The 17,199-nt window shown below is 56.1% G+C and carries 14 protein-coding genes and 3 tRNA genes; 9 read left to right on the forward strand and 8 right to left on the reverse strand.

The features are described 5' to 3' along the window. Window positions 1–168: 168 nt before the first annotated feature. Window positions 169–2,001, forward strand: a complete 1,833-nt coding sequence (locus IE123_RS04500; RefSeq protein ID WP_189515448.1) for an SEC-C domain-containing protein — start codon at window positions 169–171, stop codon at window positions 1,999–2,001. 33 nt (window positions 2,002–2,034) lie between these two features. Here the strand turns inward: IE123_RS04500 and mltA are convergent, their stop codons facing one another. Together mltA and IE123_RS04510 are read right to left on the reverse strand one after the other, a co-directional pair. Further along, on the reverse strand, window positions 2,035–2,994 hold the full coding sequence (mltA, locus tag IE123_RS04505; protein WP_229819588.1) for a murein transglycosylase A: 960 nt from the start codon (window positions 2,992–2,994) through the stop codon (window positions 2,035–2,037). 243 nt (window positions 2,995–3,237) lie between these two features. After that, the gene (locus tag IE123_RS04510) at window positions 3,238–4,479 is read right to left on the reverse strand and encodes an AmpG family muropeptide MFS transporter (protein WP_229819589.1); all 1,242 of its coding nucleotides are present in this window, start codon (window positions 4,477–4,479) and stop codon (window positions 3,238–3,240) included. A 92-nt stretch (window positions 4,480–4,571) separates the two neighbouring features. Here IE123_RS04510 and rfaH point away from each other — a divergent pair, with 92 nt between their 5' ends. Next, entirely contained in the window at window positions 4,572–5,096 is a 525-nt protein-coding gene (gene rfaH, locus IE123_RS04515; protein ID WP_189515450.1) for a transcription/translation regulatory transformer protein RfaH, read from the forward strand. A gap of 13 nt (window positions 5,097–5,109) precedes the next feature. On the opposite strand, the gene IE123_RS04520 is transcribed toward rfaH, so the two are convergent. The 3 genes from IE123_RS04520 to IE123_RS04530 form a co-directional block, all read right to left on the reverse strand. Next, complete coding sequence (locus IE123_RS04520; RefSeq protein WP_229819590.1) at window positions 5,110–5,667, reverse strand: transglycosylase SLT domain-containing protein; 558 nt, start codon at window positions 5,665–5,667, stop codon at window positions 5,110–5,112. Window positions 5,668–5,701: 34 nt separating this feature from the next. Continuing rightward, window positions 5,702–7,408 (reverse strand): proline--tRNA ligase, encoded by a 1,707-nt coding sequence (locus IE123_RS04525; protein WP_189515452.1) that lies wholly within the window; start codon window positions 7,406–7,408, stop codon window positions 5,702–5,704. A gap of 426 nt (window positions 7,409–7,834) precedes the next feature. Next, window positions 7,835–8,413, reverse strand: a complete 579-nt coding sequence (locus tag IE123_RS04530; protein WP_189515454.1) for an outer membrane beta-barrel protein — start codon at window positions 8,411–8,413, stop codon at window positions 7,835–7,837. A gap of 343 nt (window positions 8,414–8,756) precedes the next feature. On the opposite strand from IE123_RS04530, the gene IE123_RS04535 reads away from it, so the two are divergent. Further along, window positions 8,757–9,401, forward strand: a complete 645-nt coding sequence (locus tag IE123_RS04535; RefSeq protein WP_229819591.1) for a MiaE family protein — start codon at window positions 8,757–8,759, stop codon at window positions 9,399–9,401. A gap of 59 nt (window positions 9,402–9,460) precedes the next feature. On the opposite strand, the gene IE123_RS04540 is transcribed toward IE123_RS04535, so the two are convergent. Further along, a complete protein-coding gene (locus tag IE123_RS04540) occupies window positions 9,461–10,216 on the reverse strand; it encodes a UDP-2,3-diacylglucosamine diphosphatase (RefSeq protein WP_189515456.1) in 756 nt (251 codons plus the stop codon). A 60-nt stretch (window positions 10,217–10,276) separates the two neighbouring features. After that, window positions 10,277–10,774 carry a peptidylprolyl isomerase gene (locus IE123_RS04545; protein WP_189515458.1) on the reverse strand — a complete coding sequence of 166 codons (498 nt, stop codon included), beginning with the start codon at window positions 10,772–10,774 and terminating at the stop codon, window positions 10,277–10,279. Window positions 10,775–10,979: 205 nt separating this feature from the next. Here IE123_RS04545 and IE123_RS04550 point away from each other — a divergent pair, with 205 nt between their 5' ends. Beyond that, on the forward strand, window positions 10,980–12,659 hold the full coding sequence (locus IE123_RS04550) for a glutamine--tRNA ligase/YqeY domain fusion protein (RefSeq protein WP_189515460.1): 1,680 nt from the start codon (window positions 10,980–10,982) through the stop codon (window positions 12,657–12,659). A gap of 14 nt (window positions 12,660–12,673) precedes the next feature. After that, entirely contained in the window at window positions 12,674–14,050 is a 1,377-nt protein-coding gene (gene cysS, locus IE123_RS04555) for a cysteine--tRNA ligase (RefSeq protein WP_189515462.1), read from the forward strand. 103 nt (window positions 14,051–14,153) lie between these two features. On the opposite strand, the gene folD is transcribed toward cysS, so the two are convergent. Next, the gene (folD, locus tag IE123_RS04560) at window positions 14,154–15,011 is read right to left on the reverse strand and encodes a bifunctional methylenetetrahydrofolate dehydrogenase/methenyltetrahydrofolate cyclohydrolase FolD (protein WP_189515464.1); all 858 of its coding nucleotides are present in this window, start codon (window positions 15,009–15,011) and stop codon (window positions 14,154–14,156) included. A 209-nt stretch (window positions 15,012–15,220) separates the two neighbouring features. Here folD and IE123_RS04565 point away from each other — a divergent pair. From IE123_RS04565 to tig, 4 genes are all read left to right on the forward strand, one after another. After that, a tRNA-Pro gene (locus IE123_RS04565) sits at window positions 15,221–15,297 on the forward strand. A gap of 66 nt (window positions 15,298–15,363) precedes the next feature. Continuing rightward, window positions 15,364–15,440 (forward strand) — tRNA-Arg (locus tag IE123_RS04570). Between the two features lie 37 nt (window positions 15,441–15,477). Further along, a tRNA-His gene (locus IE123_RS04575) sits at window positions 15,478–15,552 on the forward strand. 277 nt (window positions 15,553–15,829) lie between these two features. Continuing rightward, entirely contained in the window at window positions 15,830–17,176 is a 1,347-nt protein-coding gene (gene tig / locus IE123_RS04580) for a trigger factor (RefSeq protein WP_189515466.1), read from the forward strand. Window positions 17,177–17,199 lie beyond the last annotated feature (23 nt).

Raw genomic sequence — 17,199 nt, forward strand, 5'->3', positions numbered from 1 at the left:
TATTTCCGGAACTAAAGTGGGCGCAGACTCGCAGGGACTGCTTCAGGGCATGTACAGAGGAGCTTGCCAGGTCATATCCGCGACATCAGCGAGGCGACAGGATGGCGTTATCATGAGACGCATGCAGTCAGCGTGCTAGCATAAGCGTGATCATGGTGGAGGAACAATATGCTGGCAGCCTGGGTTGACCAACTCCTTGGATTTTCGACAGGGGCGCTTGACGCCATACGTCGTGAAGAGCGTTATCCCTCACTGATGGGCTGGGCAAGAAAGGAGGGGGCTGATCTGCTGGGTGGCGATGTGTCCCTGGCACAGGCGCTGGCGCCGGTGCTATGGAACCAGATGCCGCTGCAGCGTCTTGGCTTTCGTATTGAAACGCTGGCGGAGCCCGAGCCTCAGGAACCCTGCTGGTGTGACTCGGGCAAGCGTCATGCCGACTGCTGCGCAGGCGTATTGCTGCCTGGGCAGGTACCGCCGCATCTGATGTGGATGCTTTTACTGCAGCGCCTTCGCGGCAAGGTGCTGCATGCGGCACTGGCGTCCGATGAGGTGCCTGCTCAGGCCCTGCTTGAGGCCGGTATTGTCAGCGCCGAGGGCGGTCAGCTTGGACGCGCCCAGACCATTCTGGAAGCGCTTTTCAATAACCCGGACTGGGAAGGACTGCCGCTGGAAAGTGAGCCTGCCTTTGAGCTTTTGAGTGATCTTTATCAGGAGCGTGGCTTTACTCGCAAAAAGGCCGCGCTGACGGACAGTGCCGTCGAGTATGGCCCCGGATTTCTTCGCGGCGCGGCATTGAAGCGACTGTGTCTGAGGTATCTGGACAGTGATGACCTGCCCAGTGCCCGGGAGACCTTTATCCGAACTCTTGAAACCATGCCCAACGAGCCGGCGCTTGCCTATCTTGAAAGCATGCTGCTGTTGCATGAGGGGCGACCCGAGCAGGCGCGCGCCAGGGCCGATTTCTGGCGTCGTCGGCTGATCCAGCGCAGCGATCTGGATGAGGATCAGCAGGACTTTCTCGAGCAGCTGGCAGAAGATCCTGCAGCCACGCTGGCAGAGCAGATGATTTATGCCGATGAGGAACTGGCCGAACCCCTGGATACCCTGACCAGAATTCTGCGCGAGTTTTCCGGTGCCTCACGGCTTTCCCTTCTGATCAATGCTGACGGGCGGCTTGAATATCAGCAGGGCGATCTGGATCACGCGCGCTACCAGATGTGGCAGCAGCATTTCACAACGGAAAATGAAGAAGCGCCCGGTAGCGGTCTTCAGGGCGATCCCTGGCAGAACGCTCGCCCCTGGCTTGATGCGCTGTGTCTTCACCCCGAATGGCTGGCGACGCCTGCCATCCTGCAGGAGCTTGCCATGGCGCTGGCCGGGCGTTTCGGCAATCTGCCCTGGATGTTCCAGTCCATTTTTGCCCCGCTGACACAGCGGTTTGAAGGCTGGCTCGTCGCCATTGAGGCGGCCGAAAGTCCCTTCGTCTGGGGAGATGGCGACAATCATATTCTGTTCCGGCTCGGGCTCGGGCTGATTATCGGCATGGAGCGCGGTGCGCGTGAACAGTCCAGACAGCTCTCGGAACGTCTGATTCGCCTCGATGGCGAAGACAGCATGGGGCTACGCGAGCTTTTGCTGGAGCAGCTTTTGAGCGATGGCCAGAATGTCAGGGCGCTGATCCTGATCGAGGAGATCGAGCAGAACAGTGACGATAATGAGCTCTGGCTTGGGCTATTGCTGGGCAAGGCGCTGGCCCTTTATCGTCTCGCCCGCCTTGAAGAGGCCAGGCAGGCGCTGGCCATGGTAGAGCAGGCCAACCCCTGGATGCTCAAGCTGCTGGTGCGTGATAACCCCAGGCGAGAACCCGTCACCGGCAATGCGCCGATCCCGGGCTCACGTGCCGAGGCCTGGCAGTACCGTGTGCTCATGAGGCCCCACTGGGTAGCCACTCAGGGGGCGCTTCGCTGGGTGGATGCCAGATCGCGAATGCCTGCCGAATAAGGCCTTGTCCGCTCGGGCATACTGCTATCAAACCTACTGACGGTTGGGTAAAAATACCCACATTTGGCCGGGCTGCTTCATGCGTCCGGCGTTGAGGCTGGCTTCATCACCGTGGCCCCAGAAGAAGTCGGCGCGCACGGTGCCCTTGATCGCGCTGCCCGTGTCCTGAGCCAGCATCAGACGCTGCATGCGCTGGTTGGAAAGCGGACGCGTCGTGGAAAGAAACACCGGTGCGCCCAGCGGAATCTCTTTGGGGTCGATGGCAATGCTGCGCTCCGGCGTCAGTGGCACGCCTTGTGCACCGATTGGACCATCGTTGCTCTTGTGGCCACTGTCGAGTTCTCTGAAAAAGACAAATCGCGGGTTCACATTGAGCATTTCCTGTACCCGGTCCGGATTGGCATTGGCCCACGCCTTGATGCCTGGCAGGGTGGCCTGGGCCGGCGTGATTTCGCCGTGATCGAGCAGCCAGCGGGCAAAGGACTGAAAGGGCTGGTCAGTGGCGCCGGCAAATCCGACCCGCATTTCCCCGCCTTCTGCCAGTTTGATGCGCCCCGAGCCCTGGATCTGCAAAAAGGCGGCTTCTACCGGGTCGTCAACCCACACCAGCTCGCGGCCCCTTAATACGCCACTCTTGATCAACTGGCTGCGGCTGGCGGCCATGAGGCTGCTGTTGCCTAGATTGCGATAGAGCGGTACCTGATAGGGGCCCTGACGGGTACGAGAGCCTCGAAGGACGGGCTCGTAATAGCCGGTAATGGTACCGACCGTTGAGCCATCGCTGTTGACCAGGGTGAAGGGCGTAAAGCGTTGTTCGAAATAGCGCCGGATGGCGCGACTATCCAGCGGGTCGACGTGGCGGGCATCGTTGCAGACCGAGGCCCAGTCAGGCTTGCGTGAAAGCTTTTCACAGCTGGTCTGGAAGGCGCTCCAGGCGCTGAGCAGATTGTCATCGTGCCAGCCGGGCAAATGCTGCCAGCTGGTAGGCTGCATGGGCGTTTTCGCGTTGGAATATTGCGGTGTCTTCGCAGGCTGAAAACCGGACTGGCCGGTGGAACAGGCCGTCAAAAGCACGCCCGCAAGTACAAGGCACGCTCCCCGGCAGACAATATGTGGCAACGATGAAAGGCCCTGAGGGCGAGACATTCTGGCAGATACAAGAGGCAAGATCAGAGTCTCTTCTAGAGGCGTGGTCGAAGCCTGACGCCCGTGGAACAAAAACGGTGCGGAATGATATTACTGTCGGGGAGGGTCAGTAATATCGCGCCATTGGCGAAAATACCAGAGGATCATGAGTCCCGGAACAGCCGCCAGCGTGCAGATCAAAAAGAAGCCGTCCCATCCCACGGCCTCGGAAAGAATGCCGCCGGGGGCTGAAATCACGACTCTGGGCAAACCCATGATCGAGGAGAGCAAGGCATACTGACCTGCAGTGAAGCGTTTGTCGGTCAATGCTGCCATGAAGGCCAGAAAGGCCGCGGTACCCATGCCGGCGGCGGCATTTTCAAAGCTGACGACCGCGGCCAGAACGGCAATCGAATGGCCGACATGGTTGAGCCAGATAAATCCGGCGGTAGACACCATCTGTAACAGCCCGAACCACCAGAGTGAGCGGTAAATGCCGATACGCAGGATAATCAGGCCGCCCAGAAAAATGCCGCCCAACAGTGGCCAGAAGCCAAAGATTTTTACCGTGGCGCCAATTTCGGCATTGGTAAAGCCCAGGGATTTGTAAAAGGGCGTTGTCAGGTTGCCGGCCACCGAGTCTCCCAGCTTGTAAAGCAGGATGAACAGCAGCAGCCAGAGCGCGCCAGGACGCAGCAGGAAGTTGCGGATAGGGTCCAGAAAGGTGTCCCGCCAGTTCTGGGGCTGTGTGGGGCGCTGGGCATTTGGCTCGGGTGCCATGAGCGTGACCAGCATACACATGCCCAGCAGGGCCGCCATGGTGAGATAGGTTGTGCGAAAACCGATGCTGTCGGCCAGCATCAGCCCGCCACCGGAGGCAAACAGCATGCCGGTACGATAGCCGTAGGTATAAAGGCTGGAGCCAATGCCAAGCTCTTTTTCGGGCAGATGCTCACGGCGATAGGCGTCAATGATGACGTCCTGGGTGGCGCTGAAAAAACTGATGCCCAGTGCCACGATGCCTACGGTCAACGGCGCAAGGCCCGGGTCGGAGAGGGCCAGCGCCACAATCAGTGAGGTCAGCAGCAGTTGCGTCAGCAAAAGCCAGCCGCGTCGTCGACCCAGAAAGGGCAGCTCGAAGCGATCCAGCAGTGGCGCCCAGAGAAACTTGAGTGTGTAGGGAATGCCGATCAGTGCCAGCAGGCCGACCGCATCCAGCGCAACGCCTGCATCCGTCATCCAGGCCTGTAAAACACTGCCTGTCAGCAGCAGCGGCAGGCCTGACGCCAGCCCCATCAGGAACGTGATACCATGGCGCGCGATGGCGGCCCGGGCTGTAGCGATTGAAGTCAACGGTTTTATCCAGAAAGTCGCGGGCGTTTATTAAAGGCGCGCCGATTCTCTCAAACCGGTGCGTTCACCGCTACTGACCGGGAAGGGTTTTAATGAACACAACAGTGCCTGAAGGACTGCGCTGGTATGCTGTCCAGTGCAAGGCTGGCGAATCCTTTCGTGCCGCCGAGCATCTGGTCAATCAGGGGTACACGGTCTTCCACCCCGTCATGCAAAGGGAAAAGCGCCAGCGTGGTCGGGCCGGGCAGGCGATCGAACCCCTCTTTCCCTGGTATCTCTTTATTCAAATGAACCCGCTACAGGATAACTGGGCGCCGGTGCGTTCCACGCGCGGGGTAATCAGGTTGCTGGCGTTTGGACAATCGCCCACGGCGGTGCCGGATGCGCTGATCGATGCCCTGCGCCAGCAGGTCAGGGAGCAACCGGTCGAGTCAGGCGAGTATCGCTTTAGTGCAGGAGAGCGTATCGAGGTGACCGAAGGCCCTTTCAAGGCCCTGGAAGGACTTTTCGTGGATGGCAAGGGCGAAGAGCGAGTCATCGTACTGCTCAATATTCTTCAGAAAGAGCATCGGGTAACGCTCGGGTCAGGACAGATTCGAGCTTCTCGAAAAATCTGAAAAGGTGGAATGGCTAGCCGTCTACCCACCAGCGTGTGTCCCAGCGTGTCATGACCTGCTCGGGGTAACGCGTCTTCCCGAGGCTGCCGTTATAACGGGCCAGTGCACGGGTCATGTCTCCCTTTTCGACCTTGAGATACCAGGCCAGAATGGTGCAGCCGTAGCGCAGGTTGGTATCAGGATCGAGTAGGTCATCGCTGTCTCTGCCAATCTCTTTTTTCCAGAAGGGCATGACCTGCATGAGTCCTTCGGCGCCGGCACTTGAGCGCGCTGCAGGCGCAAAACGGCTTTCCACATCAATGACGGACAGTACCAGCTGTAGATCCAGTGAGGCGCGAAGGGCTTCCCGTCGAATGCCTTGTAGCAGGGCCATCCGTTGATGGACGTCGGGCAGGTAGGAGGCGAGTCGCCGATTCATGTCCGTCATCCAGACTTCGGTTTCAAAATGATCTTCAATATGTTGATCATCGGATACGGCGCGGGAGAGCTGTTGGATCATTCTGGCCGAAACGTGTTCCTCGGGTACGGCGGCGGCCAGAGAGGCGTGCGCAAAAAGGGCGCCTGCGATCAAACAGGCGCCCGAAAGACATGCCGAAAGGCTGGCCTTATGCCAGCTTTTGACGAATAAACTCGATAGCCTCCTGCTGCGCCACCATTGTAATGTCGTCGTCACGTCTTCCCTTGTACTCCAGTTCACCGTTTTTCAGACCGCGATCCCCGATCACGATACGATGCGGAATGCCGATCAGTTCAAGATCGGCAAACTTGACGCCGGGACGCTCGTCACGATCATCCAGCAGAACCTCGATGCCCATGTCGTTGAAGGCGCTGTAAAGGCGCTCGGCCTCGTCGCGAACGGCCTGCGACTTGTGCGCATTCATGGGCACCAGTGCTACCTGATAGGGCGCCAGGCTGGCGGGCAGTGCAATGCCACGCTCATCATGGTTCTGCTCGATGGCAGCCGCGACAACGCGGCTGACGCCGATACCGTAACATCCCATCTGCAGTGGTACGGTCTCACCGTTTTCGTCCAGAACGGTAGCGCCCAGCGCCTCGGAATATTTTGTACCGAGCTGGAAAACGTGGCCGACCTCAATGCCGCGGGCGATGGAAAGTGTGCCCTGACCGTCCGGTGACGGATCACCAGCGACCACGTTACGAATGTCGGCTACCATCGGCAGGGGAAGGTCGCGCTCCCAGTTGATGCCAAAAAGATGCTTGTCGTCACGATTGGCACCGGCGCCGAAGTCGCTCATCACCGCGACACTGCGATCAATGATCAGCGGGATTTCAAGGCCCACCGGGCCCAGTGAGCCTGGCCCTGCGCCGACGGCCTGGCGGATTTCGTCTTCGTTGGCCATGACCAGCGGTGACGCCACCTGAGCCAGATGTACGGCCTTGATCTCGTTGAGCTGATGATCGCCACGTACCATGAGCGCGACCAGCCCGCCTTCAGCGCCATGTACGATCAGCGTCTTGACGGTTTTCTCGATCGGGAGCCCGTGCTTTTCCACCAGCGCTGCAATGGTTTTGACATTGGGTGTATCGACTTCGCGCATGCTTTCTTGAGGAGCGGCGCGTTCCTGACGATCCGGCAGCGCTTCGGCCTTTTCAATGTTGGCGGCGTAGTCGGACCCGGTGGAAAAGATCACAGCGTCTTCCCCGGAGTCAGCCAGAACATGGAACTCATGGGAGCCGTTGCCGCCAATCTCGCCGTTATCGGCCTGAACGGCACGAAAATCGAGCCCCAGACGATTAAAGACACGAATATAGGCGTCATACATTTTCTGATAGGAGGCCGCCATTGCCTCCTGGCTGACGTCGAACGAGTAGGCATCCTTCATGAGGAACTCACGCGCGCGCATCACGCCAAAGCGAGGCCGGGTTTCGTCACGAAACTTGGTCTGAATCTGGTAGAAATTGCAGGGCAGCTGGCGATAGGAGCGCACTTCATTGCGGACCAGATCGGTAATGACCTCCTCATGTGTGGGGCCATAACAGAACTCGCGATCATGGCGGTCACGAAGTCGAAGCAGCAGGTTGCCGTACTTGTCCCAGCGGCCTGACTCCTGCCAGAGCTCGGCAGGTTGTACTGCGGGCATTAATACTTCCTGAGCACCGGCGCGATCCATCTCTTCGCGTACGATCTGTTCCACCTTTCGTAGCGTGCGCAGTCCCAATGGCAGCCAGGTATAAAGGCCCGAGGCCAGTTTTCGAATCATGCCGGCACGCAGCATCAGTTGATGACTGACAACCTCAGCGTTGGCGGGCGTTTCCTTGAGCGTGGATAGCAGCAGTTGACTGGCGCGCATGAACCGAATGTTTCCCTTGAGCCGGATGAAATGAACCGCATTGTACGAGCATTCGTTGCCTGTCGGCAAAATGCGTTTCGCAGGGCTGCCAATGATGGTATTTGTCCATCAATGCTATACGCGTACGCAGATAGCACTTGTCATCAATTGATAACAGACAGGGGGCATTATGCAGCGTCGAGGGTCTGGTGTGATGATCGCCATATTGGCACTGATGATATCGGGATGTGCGGGAAAGGATGATACAGAGTTTGTTTGGCAATCACCCCGTGTCAATGATCAGGGCACTCAGGCAGGGCAAAGGGCCTGCATGCCTGGCCCGGACGGCCCCAGCAGCTGTAACCGTTAAGATGGTTGCATGAAAGGGCAGCATAAAAAAACGGCACCCGAAGGTGCCGTTTTGTCAGGCTGATCGACAGGAGTCGATTAGAACTGCACGCCGACGGATGCCATGGCAGCGTCAATGCGGTAGTCGCTATCCATGTCGTAGCGCGTGTATTCAGCACGTGCGAAGACCGGAATGGTTTCGAACTGGTACTTGAGGCCCAGGCCGTAGACCGGGTCAGTGCCATACTGGTTGCTGGCCGGACCCTGCTGAGCATTGGCCTTCCAGTAGGCAGCACCAACACGTGCATAACCGGAAACACCGTAGAACAGGGGCAGCTCACCGATGGCGCTCAGGCTGTAGGCCTTGGTCTGATAACGGCCGTTGCCCTGATCAGTGGCGTAATCAATGTCGCCGAGATCGGCATAATTGATTTCAGTGGAGAACCAGTCATTGAACTTGTAGCCAACGAAGGCGCTCTGGGCAGTGTCATTGTTGTCAGTGATGCGATCACCTGACAGATTGCCGCTGCTGAAGCTGTTGATCTCGGCATCATGCACCTGAGCACTACCCACACCAACACCAGAATAAATGCCGGAGTTGGTATCGGCCATGGCCATCGGTGCTGCTACCAGAGAAGAAGCGAACAGCGGTGCAGCAAACAGTGCGAATTTTTTCATGATTGATGATCTCCTTGCATGAAACCTGTATTGACTGGAGCGTACCTGCTCCATGATCAAATCGATTCGATGAGCTGTTATTACTCGAACAGTGTTTTCAAAAACATTTTTAGCATGAGAATCGGTTCACGTAAAGATTAGAATGCATCAGCCTGTTCGGCGAGGCTGTTTGCAAAAAATCTCTATCCGATACGGGTCGAGAGTATAGCAACAGTCTGAATTTCCGCGCTGTACTATCCCATGTTTTTGACATTCAACTCCGATGACACTGGGGAGGTGGCACCGGCACAAGTACAATCGGTGTTGTTCAGATTATATCTTCAATATGATCATGTGCGCTTTCATGTTCTCTACTGGTTTTGATATGCCCCACGAATTGATGCCCTCCGAACTGCTTGATTTTTTGCCTTGCCGCACGCCCCAGTCCTGGGTCGATGCAGCACTGGGCAATGAACGCCTTTTGATGATTGATCACGCTCAGTGCGAAAAGAAGGCTGCCTCGACGGCCATGAGTCTCATGTATCGTTACACGAGCCGTGCGGATCTTTTGACAAAAATGTCCCAGCTGGCGCGTGAAGAGCTTCTGCATTTTGAGCAGGTCGTGACGCTGATGCGTGAGCGTGGGATTGCCTATGAGCATGTTTCAGCCTCGCGCTACGCGCAGGGCCTGCGCGAGCATGTCCGGGAGCAGGAGCCTGGAAGACTGATTGATGTATTGATTGTGGGCGCTTATATCGAGGCGCGCTCATGCGAGCGCTTTGCCTGCCTGATTCCTCACCTTGATGAGACGCTGGCAAAATTTTATCGAAGCCTGGTGAAATCCGAAGGCCGGCATTTCGAAGACTATCTGGAGCTGGCAGCGCAGTATGCTGATGAGCCCATTGATGGGCGGGTGGCCTTTTTTGGCGACGTGGAGAAGGAACTGATTGAGTCGCCGGATAGTGAATTCCGCTTTCACAGTGGTGTGCCTGTGCCGACGGCGGCCTGACACGCCGTAATATAGACGGCGTTGATAACTGGACGCCCCGAGTCGGGGCGTCCGGTTCATCAGTGGTGGGAAAGCTCCGACAGACTGAAACGCTCCAGTGTCAGGGTCATGCCATCCAGGCGTACTTCCCAGCCTTCATCCCGGGCATGGTGCCAGTCACCCAACACATAGCGTTTGGCCACTTCATCGCCATGCAGGCGAAAATCGTGTACATCAGGACGATGTGTATGCCCGTGAATCAGCGTACGGACATGACACTGTTCCATGATATTTTCCACCGCCTCCTGGCTGACATCCATAATGTCATCAGTCTTGCTGCTGTTGGCACTGCCTGAGCCTTCACGCATGCGATCTGCCAATTGACGGCGTTGCTCTATCGGCAGTGCCAGCGTTTGCTGCTGCCACTTCGGGTCACGCGTCATGGCGCGAAACTGCATGTACTCACCGTCCTGAGTGCAGAGGCTATCGCCATGCATCAAAAGAACGGGTACATCCTCGTCAATGCTGATAATGGCAGGATCATCGATCAGCACCGCCCCGGTAAGCTCGGCAAAGCGCTCACCCAGTAGAAAGTCACGGTTGCCGTGCATGACATAAAGGTGCCTGCCACTGTCACTGAAATGGCGTAGAGCATCGATAATCTGCTGCTCAAAATTACCGATGGCATCATCGCCGATCCAGCTTTCAAATAGATCGCCCATGATGTAGAGCGCGTGGGCATTCCGGGCGCGATATTCCAGGTAGTCCAAAAATGCCTGCGTCAGCTCAGGGGTATCCTGCTGCAAGTGCAGATCGGCAATAAACAGTGTCGTCATGACCTCTCCTGCTTGAAGGGCGCAAGGCATTGCTGCGCCTGAAACATTGTTGTTTGACGATCAGGCATCAGCCAGACGGGCAGACTGGATCACAACATCTTCTGCAGGTACGTCTGCATGCCCATGACGACGTGTGGTGGCTACGCCCTTGATGCTGTCAACGACATCCATGCCTTCAACAACCCGACCAAACACGCAATAGCCCCAGCCCTGGGGGGTCGGGGATGTGTGATTCAGGAAATCGTTGTCGGCCACGTTAATGAAAAACTGTGCCGTCGCGGAGTGCGGGTCGCCCGTGCGGGCCATGGCAAGGTTGCCGCGGGCGTTCTTGAGGCCATTATTGGCTTCATTATTAATGGGCTCGTGAACCGGCTTTTGATTGAACTGGGTATCAAATCCACCGCCCTGCACCATGAAGCCGTCAATGACACGATGGAACAGTGTGTTGTCGTAGTGGCCTTCCCTGACATAACGCTCAAAGTTGGCAGCTGTCTGAGGAGCCTCGTCGTGGAAAAGCTCGATTTTGATATCACCGGCGCTGGTGGAAAAAATGATCATGAAAAAATTCCTGAAAGACAACAAAAGAACAGCTTCAAGGAAGCTATGCGATGGTGGTGCACACCGAGCTTTGGGTCACTCGTGAAGTCGGTACTGATACCTGCATGGCATGGTCCCGGGCGCTCACGCTATAATAGCGGCTTTATCCGGGCAGGCGAAACCGCGCCTGCCGGTATCCGACGTTAACAAGGCCCGATCACGCCCCATGAGCTCAGAAAGCACCAGCGCACCGAATTTCATTCGTACACAGATTCGTGAAGAGATCGAGCAGGGGCGCGTTGATACCATCGTGACGCGCTTTCCGCCCGAACCCAACGGCTTTTTGCACATCGGTCATGCCAAATCGATATGTCTCAATTTTGGCTTGGCCGAGCAGCTCGGAGGGCAGTGCCATCTGCGCTTTGACGATACGAACCCTGCAAAGGAAGAGCAGGTCTATATCGATGCCATACGCGAGGATATCGAGTGGCTCGGTTTTGAATGGAGCGGTGAGGTTCGATATGCCTCCAGCTATTTCGACCAGCTCTACGACTGGGCCTGCCAGTTGATTCGTAACGGTCTGGCCTATGTGGATGATCTCAATGCCGAGCAGATGCGCGAGTATCGTGGCACATTGACCGAGCCCGGCCGCCCCAGCCCATGGCGTGAGCGCAGCGTTGAAGAGAATCTGGCGCTTTTCGAAGCCATGAAAAATGGTGAGTTCGGAGAGGGCGAGAAGGTATTGCGGGCAAAAATTGATATGGCTTCACCCAATATCAATCTGCGTGATCCGACCCTGTATCGCATCCGCCATGCCGCGCATCATCAAAGCGGTGACAAGTGGAAGATCTATCCCTCCTATGACTTCACGCATGGTCAGTCCGATGCCATCGAGGGCATTACGCATTCTATCTGTACGCTCGAGTTTGAAGATCATCGACCGCTGTATAACTGGTTTCTGGACAATCTTCCCGTACCAGCGCGTCCGAAGCAGATCGAGTTTGCACGACTCAATCTGAATTATACCGTTACCTCCAAGCGCAAACTGAAATTGCTGGTGGATCAGGGTGTCGTGGATGGCTGGGATGATCCGCGGATGCCAACCATCTCGGGGATGCGTCGTCGCGGCTATACGCCGGCATCCATCCGCAAGTTCTGTGACATGGTGGGCGTATCGCGTGCCGCAGGCGTTGTGGACATTCAGATGCTTTATCACGCCATTCGTTCGGATCTTGAAGACAATGCGCCGCGCGCGATGTGTGTCATGAAGCCACTCAAGGTTATCCTGACCAATCTTCCCGAGGATCATGAAGAGATCTTTGAGGTGCCGGGTCACCCTGCACGCGAAGACATGGCCATGCGTCAATTGCCGCTCAATCGTGAAATCTGGATCGACCAGGAAGATTTCATGGAAGTGCCACCCAAGAAGTTCTTCCGTCTGGCCCCCGGCAAGGAAGTACGTCTTCGCAATGCCTACGTGATTCGCTGCGATGAAGTGATCAAAAATGAGCAGGGTGAGATAGAAGCCCTTCATTGCAGTGTTGATCTGGAGACGCTGGGACAGAATCCGGAGGGGCGCAAGGTGAAGGGCGTCATTCACTGGGTCAGTGCCCGTCATGGTGTCGATGTTGAAGTACGCAACTACGACAACCTGTTTCAGGTTGAGGCGCCGGACCGGGACAAGGATGGTGATTTCCTCGATCACCTCAATGCGCAGTCACTTGAAGTCGTACACGCCATTGGCGAGCCTTCCTTGCGTCAGGCTGGCGCCGAGCAGCGTTTTCAGTTCGAGCGTGTTGGCTATTTTTGTGCCGATCGTCATGATCATGGTGCTGATCATCTGGTCTTCAATCGTACGGTCAGCCTCAAGGATGGCTGGGCAAAGGCGCAGAGCAAGGCAAACTGAAGGGGAGTCGCAGCGTGCAGATTTACAATACCCTGACGCGTCAGAAGGAAGCCTTTGCGCCCATTGATGCCAATAACGTGCGGATGTATGTCTGCGGCATGACCGTATATGACTATTGTCATCTGGGACATGCCAGGATGCTGGTAGCGTTTGATGTCATTACCCGGTGGCTGCGTGCCAGTGGTTATGGCCTGACCTATGTTCGCAATATTACCGATGTCGATGACAAGATTCTGGTGCGGGCGCGGGACAATAATGAATCAATAGATGCCCTGACAGGCCGCATGATCGAGACCATGCACGAAGACGAACGCCGACTTGGTGTGTTGCCACCGGATCAGGAGCCACGTGCCACAGCGCATATTGACGACATCATTGTCATGATCAAAACACTGATCGAGCGTGGCTACGCCTATCATGCCGACAATGGGGATGTGTTTTATCGCGTGCGTCGGTTTGAGCGCTATGGTGCGCTCAATAACCGCAACCCCGATGATATGCGCTCCGGCGCACGGGTCGATATCGATCAGGCCAAGGAAGACCCGCTGGACTTCGTGCTCTGGAAAAGTGCCCGTCCCGATGAGGCAAGCTGGTCTTCTCCCTGGGGAGAAGGGCGGCCGGGTTGGCATATCGAATGTTCAGCAATGTCGACATGCTGTCTGGGCAACACCTTTGATATTCATGGTGGCGGGCCTGATCTGGCCTTTCCTCATCATGAAAACGAGATTGCACAGAGCGAGGCAGCGACCGGGCAAAAATATGTCAATACCTGGATGCATGCTGGTGCCTTGCGTGTCGATAACGAGAAGATGTCCAAGTCTTTGGGCAACTTCTTCACGGTTCGTGATGTATTGAAGGAACACGATCCCGAGGTCGTGCGTTATCTGCTGGTGGCCAGTCATTATCGCAGTGCTATCAACTATGCGCCTGACACACTCAAGGATGCCAGACGTTCGCTGGAGCGCTTCTATAACGCGCTTGCTGAGGTCAATGTCATCAAGGGCGACGTTAGCGACGATTTTGCTGCGCGTTTTACTCAGGCCATGAATGATGACTTCAATACGCCCGAGGCGCTGGCGGTCATGTTCGAGCTGGTGCGCGAGATAAATCGTCATCGCGATGATGCGGCACGTGCCGGAGCACTGGCGCATGAGCTCGTAAGACTGGGCAATATGCTGGGGCTTCTTGAGCGTTCGCCGGACGATTTTCTTCAGGGATCGCAATCCAGCATCGATGATGAGGAAATTGCACGCCAGATCGAGGCGAGAAATGCTGCGCGCCGGGCGCGCGACTTTGCTGAAGCTGATCGCATCCGTGATGCACTGGCGGCGCAGGGCGTGATTCTCAAGGACAGTCGTGAAGGAACGACCTGGGTAAGCGAAAGCCAGTAGCCATTTGTGCAGCATCCCGGGTAAAAGTGCTCCAGGCATAAGTAAAGGCCCCGTCATTGACGGGGCCTTTATGTATCCGACATTGTCGATCCAAAACGTTTTTTTAGCTGTTGTCGTGCAGCTCGGCCGCCGTCAGCGTGTTCTCAAGCAGTGAGGCCACGGTCATCGGGCCCACACCGCCCGGGACCGGCGTAATATGGGAAGCACGATCCCTGGCACCCTCAAACTCCAGATCGCCGATCAGTTTGCCTTCGGCAGTACGGTTGATGCCGACATCGATCACGATGGCACCGGGACGGATCCATTCGCTTTTGACCAGTCCCGGATTTCCCACGGCCACGATCAGCAGCTCTGCGCTTTCAACGTGTTTTTGCAGATCACGCGTAAAGCGATGACATACTGTAATAGTGCAGCCTGCCAGCAGCAGTTCAAGTGCCATCGGACGGCCAACAATGTTGGACGCACCAACAATGGTGGCCGTCAGGCCGCGGACATCGAGCTGATGCTCATTAAGCAGGGTCATGACACCCATGGGGGTGCATGGGCGCAGGGTAGGCATGCGCTGCGCCAGGCGGCCAAGGTTGTAGGGATGAAAACCATCAATATCCTTGTGCGGATGAATGCGCTCAAGCAGGGGGCGTGCATCCAGATGGCCGGGCAGGGGCAGCTGCAGCAGAATGCCATCAACACTGGTATCGGCGTTCAATTGATCAATCAATGCCTCCAGGGCCTGCTGTGAGGTATCTGCCGAAAGCTGATGCTGAAACGAAAGGATGCCGGCCTGCTCGCAGGCACGATGCTTGTTGCGTACATATACTTCTGATGCAGCATCATCGCCTACCAGTACCACGGCCAGCCCCGGCGCTCTCTTGCCTTCTCGACGGCGCTCGGCTACCTGTTGGGTAACCCGTTCACGCACCTTTTGTGCCGTGGCCTTGCCGTCAATCAACTGTGCACTCATCTGTATTCTGTCCCGGTGACGATTCAAGCGAGCTTCGCTCATTAAGTGGCGCAATTGTCGCATCCCGATGGATGCAGTCAATGAATGTTCCTTCATGAGCTGACGAAAGGCCTGAAACGGCAATATGACAAGTTATGCTTGACCCGAATCGGTTATCAGGTAAAATGCGCCTCGCATTGGCAGCGGCCTCGGCAGAGGTGCTGGCGTTTCGGGGTATAGCGCAGTCTGGTAGCGCGCCTGCTTTGGGAGCAGGATGTCGGGGGTTCAAATCCCTCTACCCCGACCAACTTCTTGATATTGATAAATATTTTCAAATCATGGGGTTGACAGCAAGAGCCACGGTCAATAGAATGCGCCCATAGCTCAACCGGATAGAGCAACGGCCTTCTAAGCCGTAGGTTGCAGGTTCGAGTCCTGCTGGGCGTGCCAATCGATATTGGTTTGTATGACCGGCAAAAGAGTAATGGTGGGTGTAGCTCAGTGGTAGAGCCCCGGATTGTGGCTCCGGTGGTCGTGGGTTCGATCCCCATCATCCACCCCATTATTTTTAAGCGCTGACCTTGTCAGTGCTTGCATCAAAAGGGCGACCCTGATGGGTCGCCCTTTTTTGCTGTATGCGTCACTTTTCGGTGAGCCTTTCAGGATTGGAAGGTTTATCCACATCTCAAATGCAAAGAAATTCCAAATTTCCCCTTGAAATTGTATTAATCGGTGCCAATTAAGGCTTCGAGCTTGCCAGTATCTGATGGGGTTCTTAAAATCTGCGCCCTTGAGTTTTTTATTTCGAACACGCCACCTGAGTGGGTAGAGGATCATTCATGCAAGTTTCAGTCGAAACGACTTCACCGATCGAGCGTCGCGTAACCGTCCAGGTCCCGGCTCAAGAAGTGGACAAAAATGTCGATGAGCGACTCAAGGATACCGCTCGTCGTGTGCGCTTGGATGGTTTCCGTTCAGGACACGTGCCCATGAGCGTTGTGCGTCAGCGCTTTGGTCGCGATGTACGCAACGAAGTTGTCGATGAAGTGATGCGCCAGCATTATGTCCGCGCCATTACCGAAAATGAGCTGAATCCGGCGGGTTACCCGGAGCTGGAAGCTACGGTCAATGAAGCCGGCAAGGACCTTGAGTTTGTCGCTACGCTGGAAGTTTATCCTTCCATTGAGCTGAGCCTCCCTGAAGGCGAGCAGATCGAGCGTCCGCAGGCCGAAATTACGGATGCTGATGTCGATGAAATGATCGACACCCTGCGCAAGCAGAATGCTCAATGGAGTGACGCTGAGCGTGCAGCAGCCGACGGTGATCAGATTACGATCGACTTCGAAGGCTTCCTGGGTGATGAAGCATTTGAAGGTGGAAGTGCCGAAGGTCATCAGCTGGTGCTGGGCTCCAACAGCTTCATCCCCGGTTTTGAAGATCAGTTGATCGGTGTTCAGGCGGGTGAAGAACGCGAGGTCACGGTAACTTTCCCTGAAGATTATCAGGCCGAGCATCTGGCAGGTCAGGAAGCCCGCTTTAAAACCACGACGCACAAGGTGCAGTCGCAGGAGCTTCCTGAAGTCGACAGTGAATTCATGTCGAAATTTGGTGTGGAAGATGGCAACAATGACAGCTTCCGCGCTGAAGTGCGTAATAACATGCAGCGTGAACTGGACAATGCCATCGATAACCGCGTACGCCAGCAGTTGATTGATGCGTTGAAGGCGCGCAATGAAGTATCGGTTCCCAGCGCCCTGATTACTCAGGAAGTGCAGGGGCTCAAGCGTCAGGCCGCGCAGCAGTTCGGTCTGGGCGAAGACTTTGATGTTTCCCAGCTGCCTGATGAGCTGTTTGCCGAGCAGGCTCGTGGCCGTGTTGAAGTTGGGCTGCTACTGGCAGAGGTTGTCAGTCACTTCGAGCTTGATGCAGATGACGACGAAATCCGTGCCTTTATCGAAGAGCAGGCCGGTCAGTTTGAACAGCCCGAACAGGTTGTCGAGCAGTACATGGGCAACGAGCAGATGAAAAATCAGGTGAAATCTGCTGTGCTGGAACGCAAGGCCATCGATCATCTGATGGAGAAGGCCAGCGTTGTCGAAACGCCCATGAGTTATCAGGAAGCACTTCAGGCTGCTCAGCAGCAGGGTGCTGACGAAGCGGAAGAAACCGAAGAGCAGGCCGGCTAATATCTGGCATACAGTCATCGCCA

The sequence above is a fragment of the Kushneria pakistanensis genome (assembly GCF_014652795.1).
GTDB lineage: Bacteria > Pseudomonadota > Gammaproteobacteria > Pseudomonadales > Halomonadaceae > Kushneria > Kushneria pakistanensis.

Excerpts from the sequence above, each read along its gene's own strand:
- IE123_RS04500 (WP_189515448.1), top strand. The coding sequence starts at position 169 with ATGCTGGCAGCCTGGGTTGACCAACTCCTTGGATTTTCGACAGGGGCG.
- mltA (WP_229819588.1), bottom strand. The coding sequence starts at position 2,994 with ATGCAGCCTACCAGCTGGCAGCATTTGCCCGGCTGGCACGATGACAAT.
- rfaH (WP_189515450.1), top strand. The coding sequence starts at position 4,572 with ATGAACACAACAGTGCCTGAAGGACTGCGCTGGTATGCTGTCCAGTGC.
- IE123_RS04525 (WP_189515452.1), bottom strand. The coding sequence starts at position 7,408 with ATGCGCGCCAGTCAACTGCTGCTATCCACGCTCAAGGAAACGCCCGCC.
- IE123_RS04530 (WP_189515454.1), bottom strand. The coding sequence starts at position 8,413 with ATGAAAAAATTCGCACTGTTTGCTGCACCGCTGTTCGCTTCTTCTCTG.
- IE123_RS04535 (WP_229819591.1), top strand. The coding sequence starts at position 8,757 with ATGTTCTCTACTGGTTTTGATATGCCCCACGAATTGATGCCCTCCGAA.
- IE123_RS04540 (WP_189515456.1), bottom strand. The coding sequence starts at position 10,216 with ATGACGACACTGTTTATTGCCGATCTGCACTTGCAGCAGGATACCCCT.
- IE123_RS04545 (WP_189515458.1), bottom strand. The coding sequence starts at position 10,774 with ATGATCATTTTTTCCACCAGCGCCGGTGATATCAAAATCGAGCTTTTC.
- IE123_RS04550 (WP_189515460.1), top strand. The coding sequence starts at position 10,980 with ATGAGCTCAGAAAGCACCAGCGCACCGAATTTCATTCGTACACAGATT.
- folD (WP_189515464.1), bottom strand. The coding sequence starts at position 15,011 with ATGAGTGCACAGTTGATTGACGGCAAGGCCACGGCACAAAAGGTGCGT.
- tig (WP_189515466.1), top strand. The coding sequence starts at position 15,830 with ATGCAAGTTTCAGTCGAAACGACTTCACCGATCGAGCGTCGCGTAACC.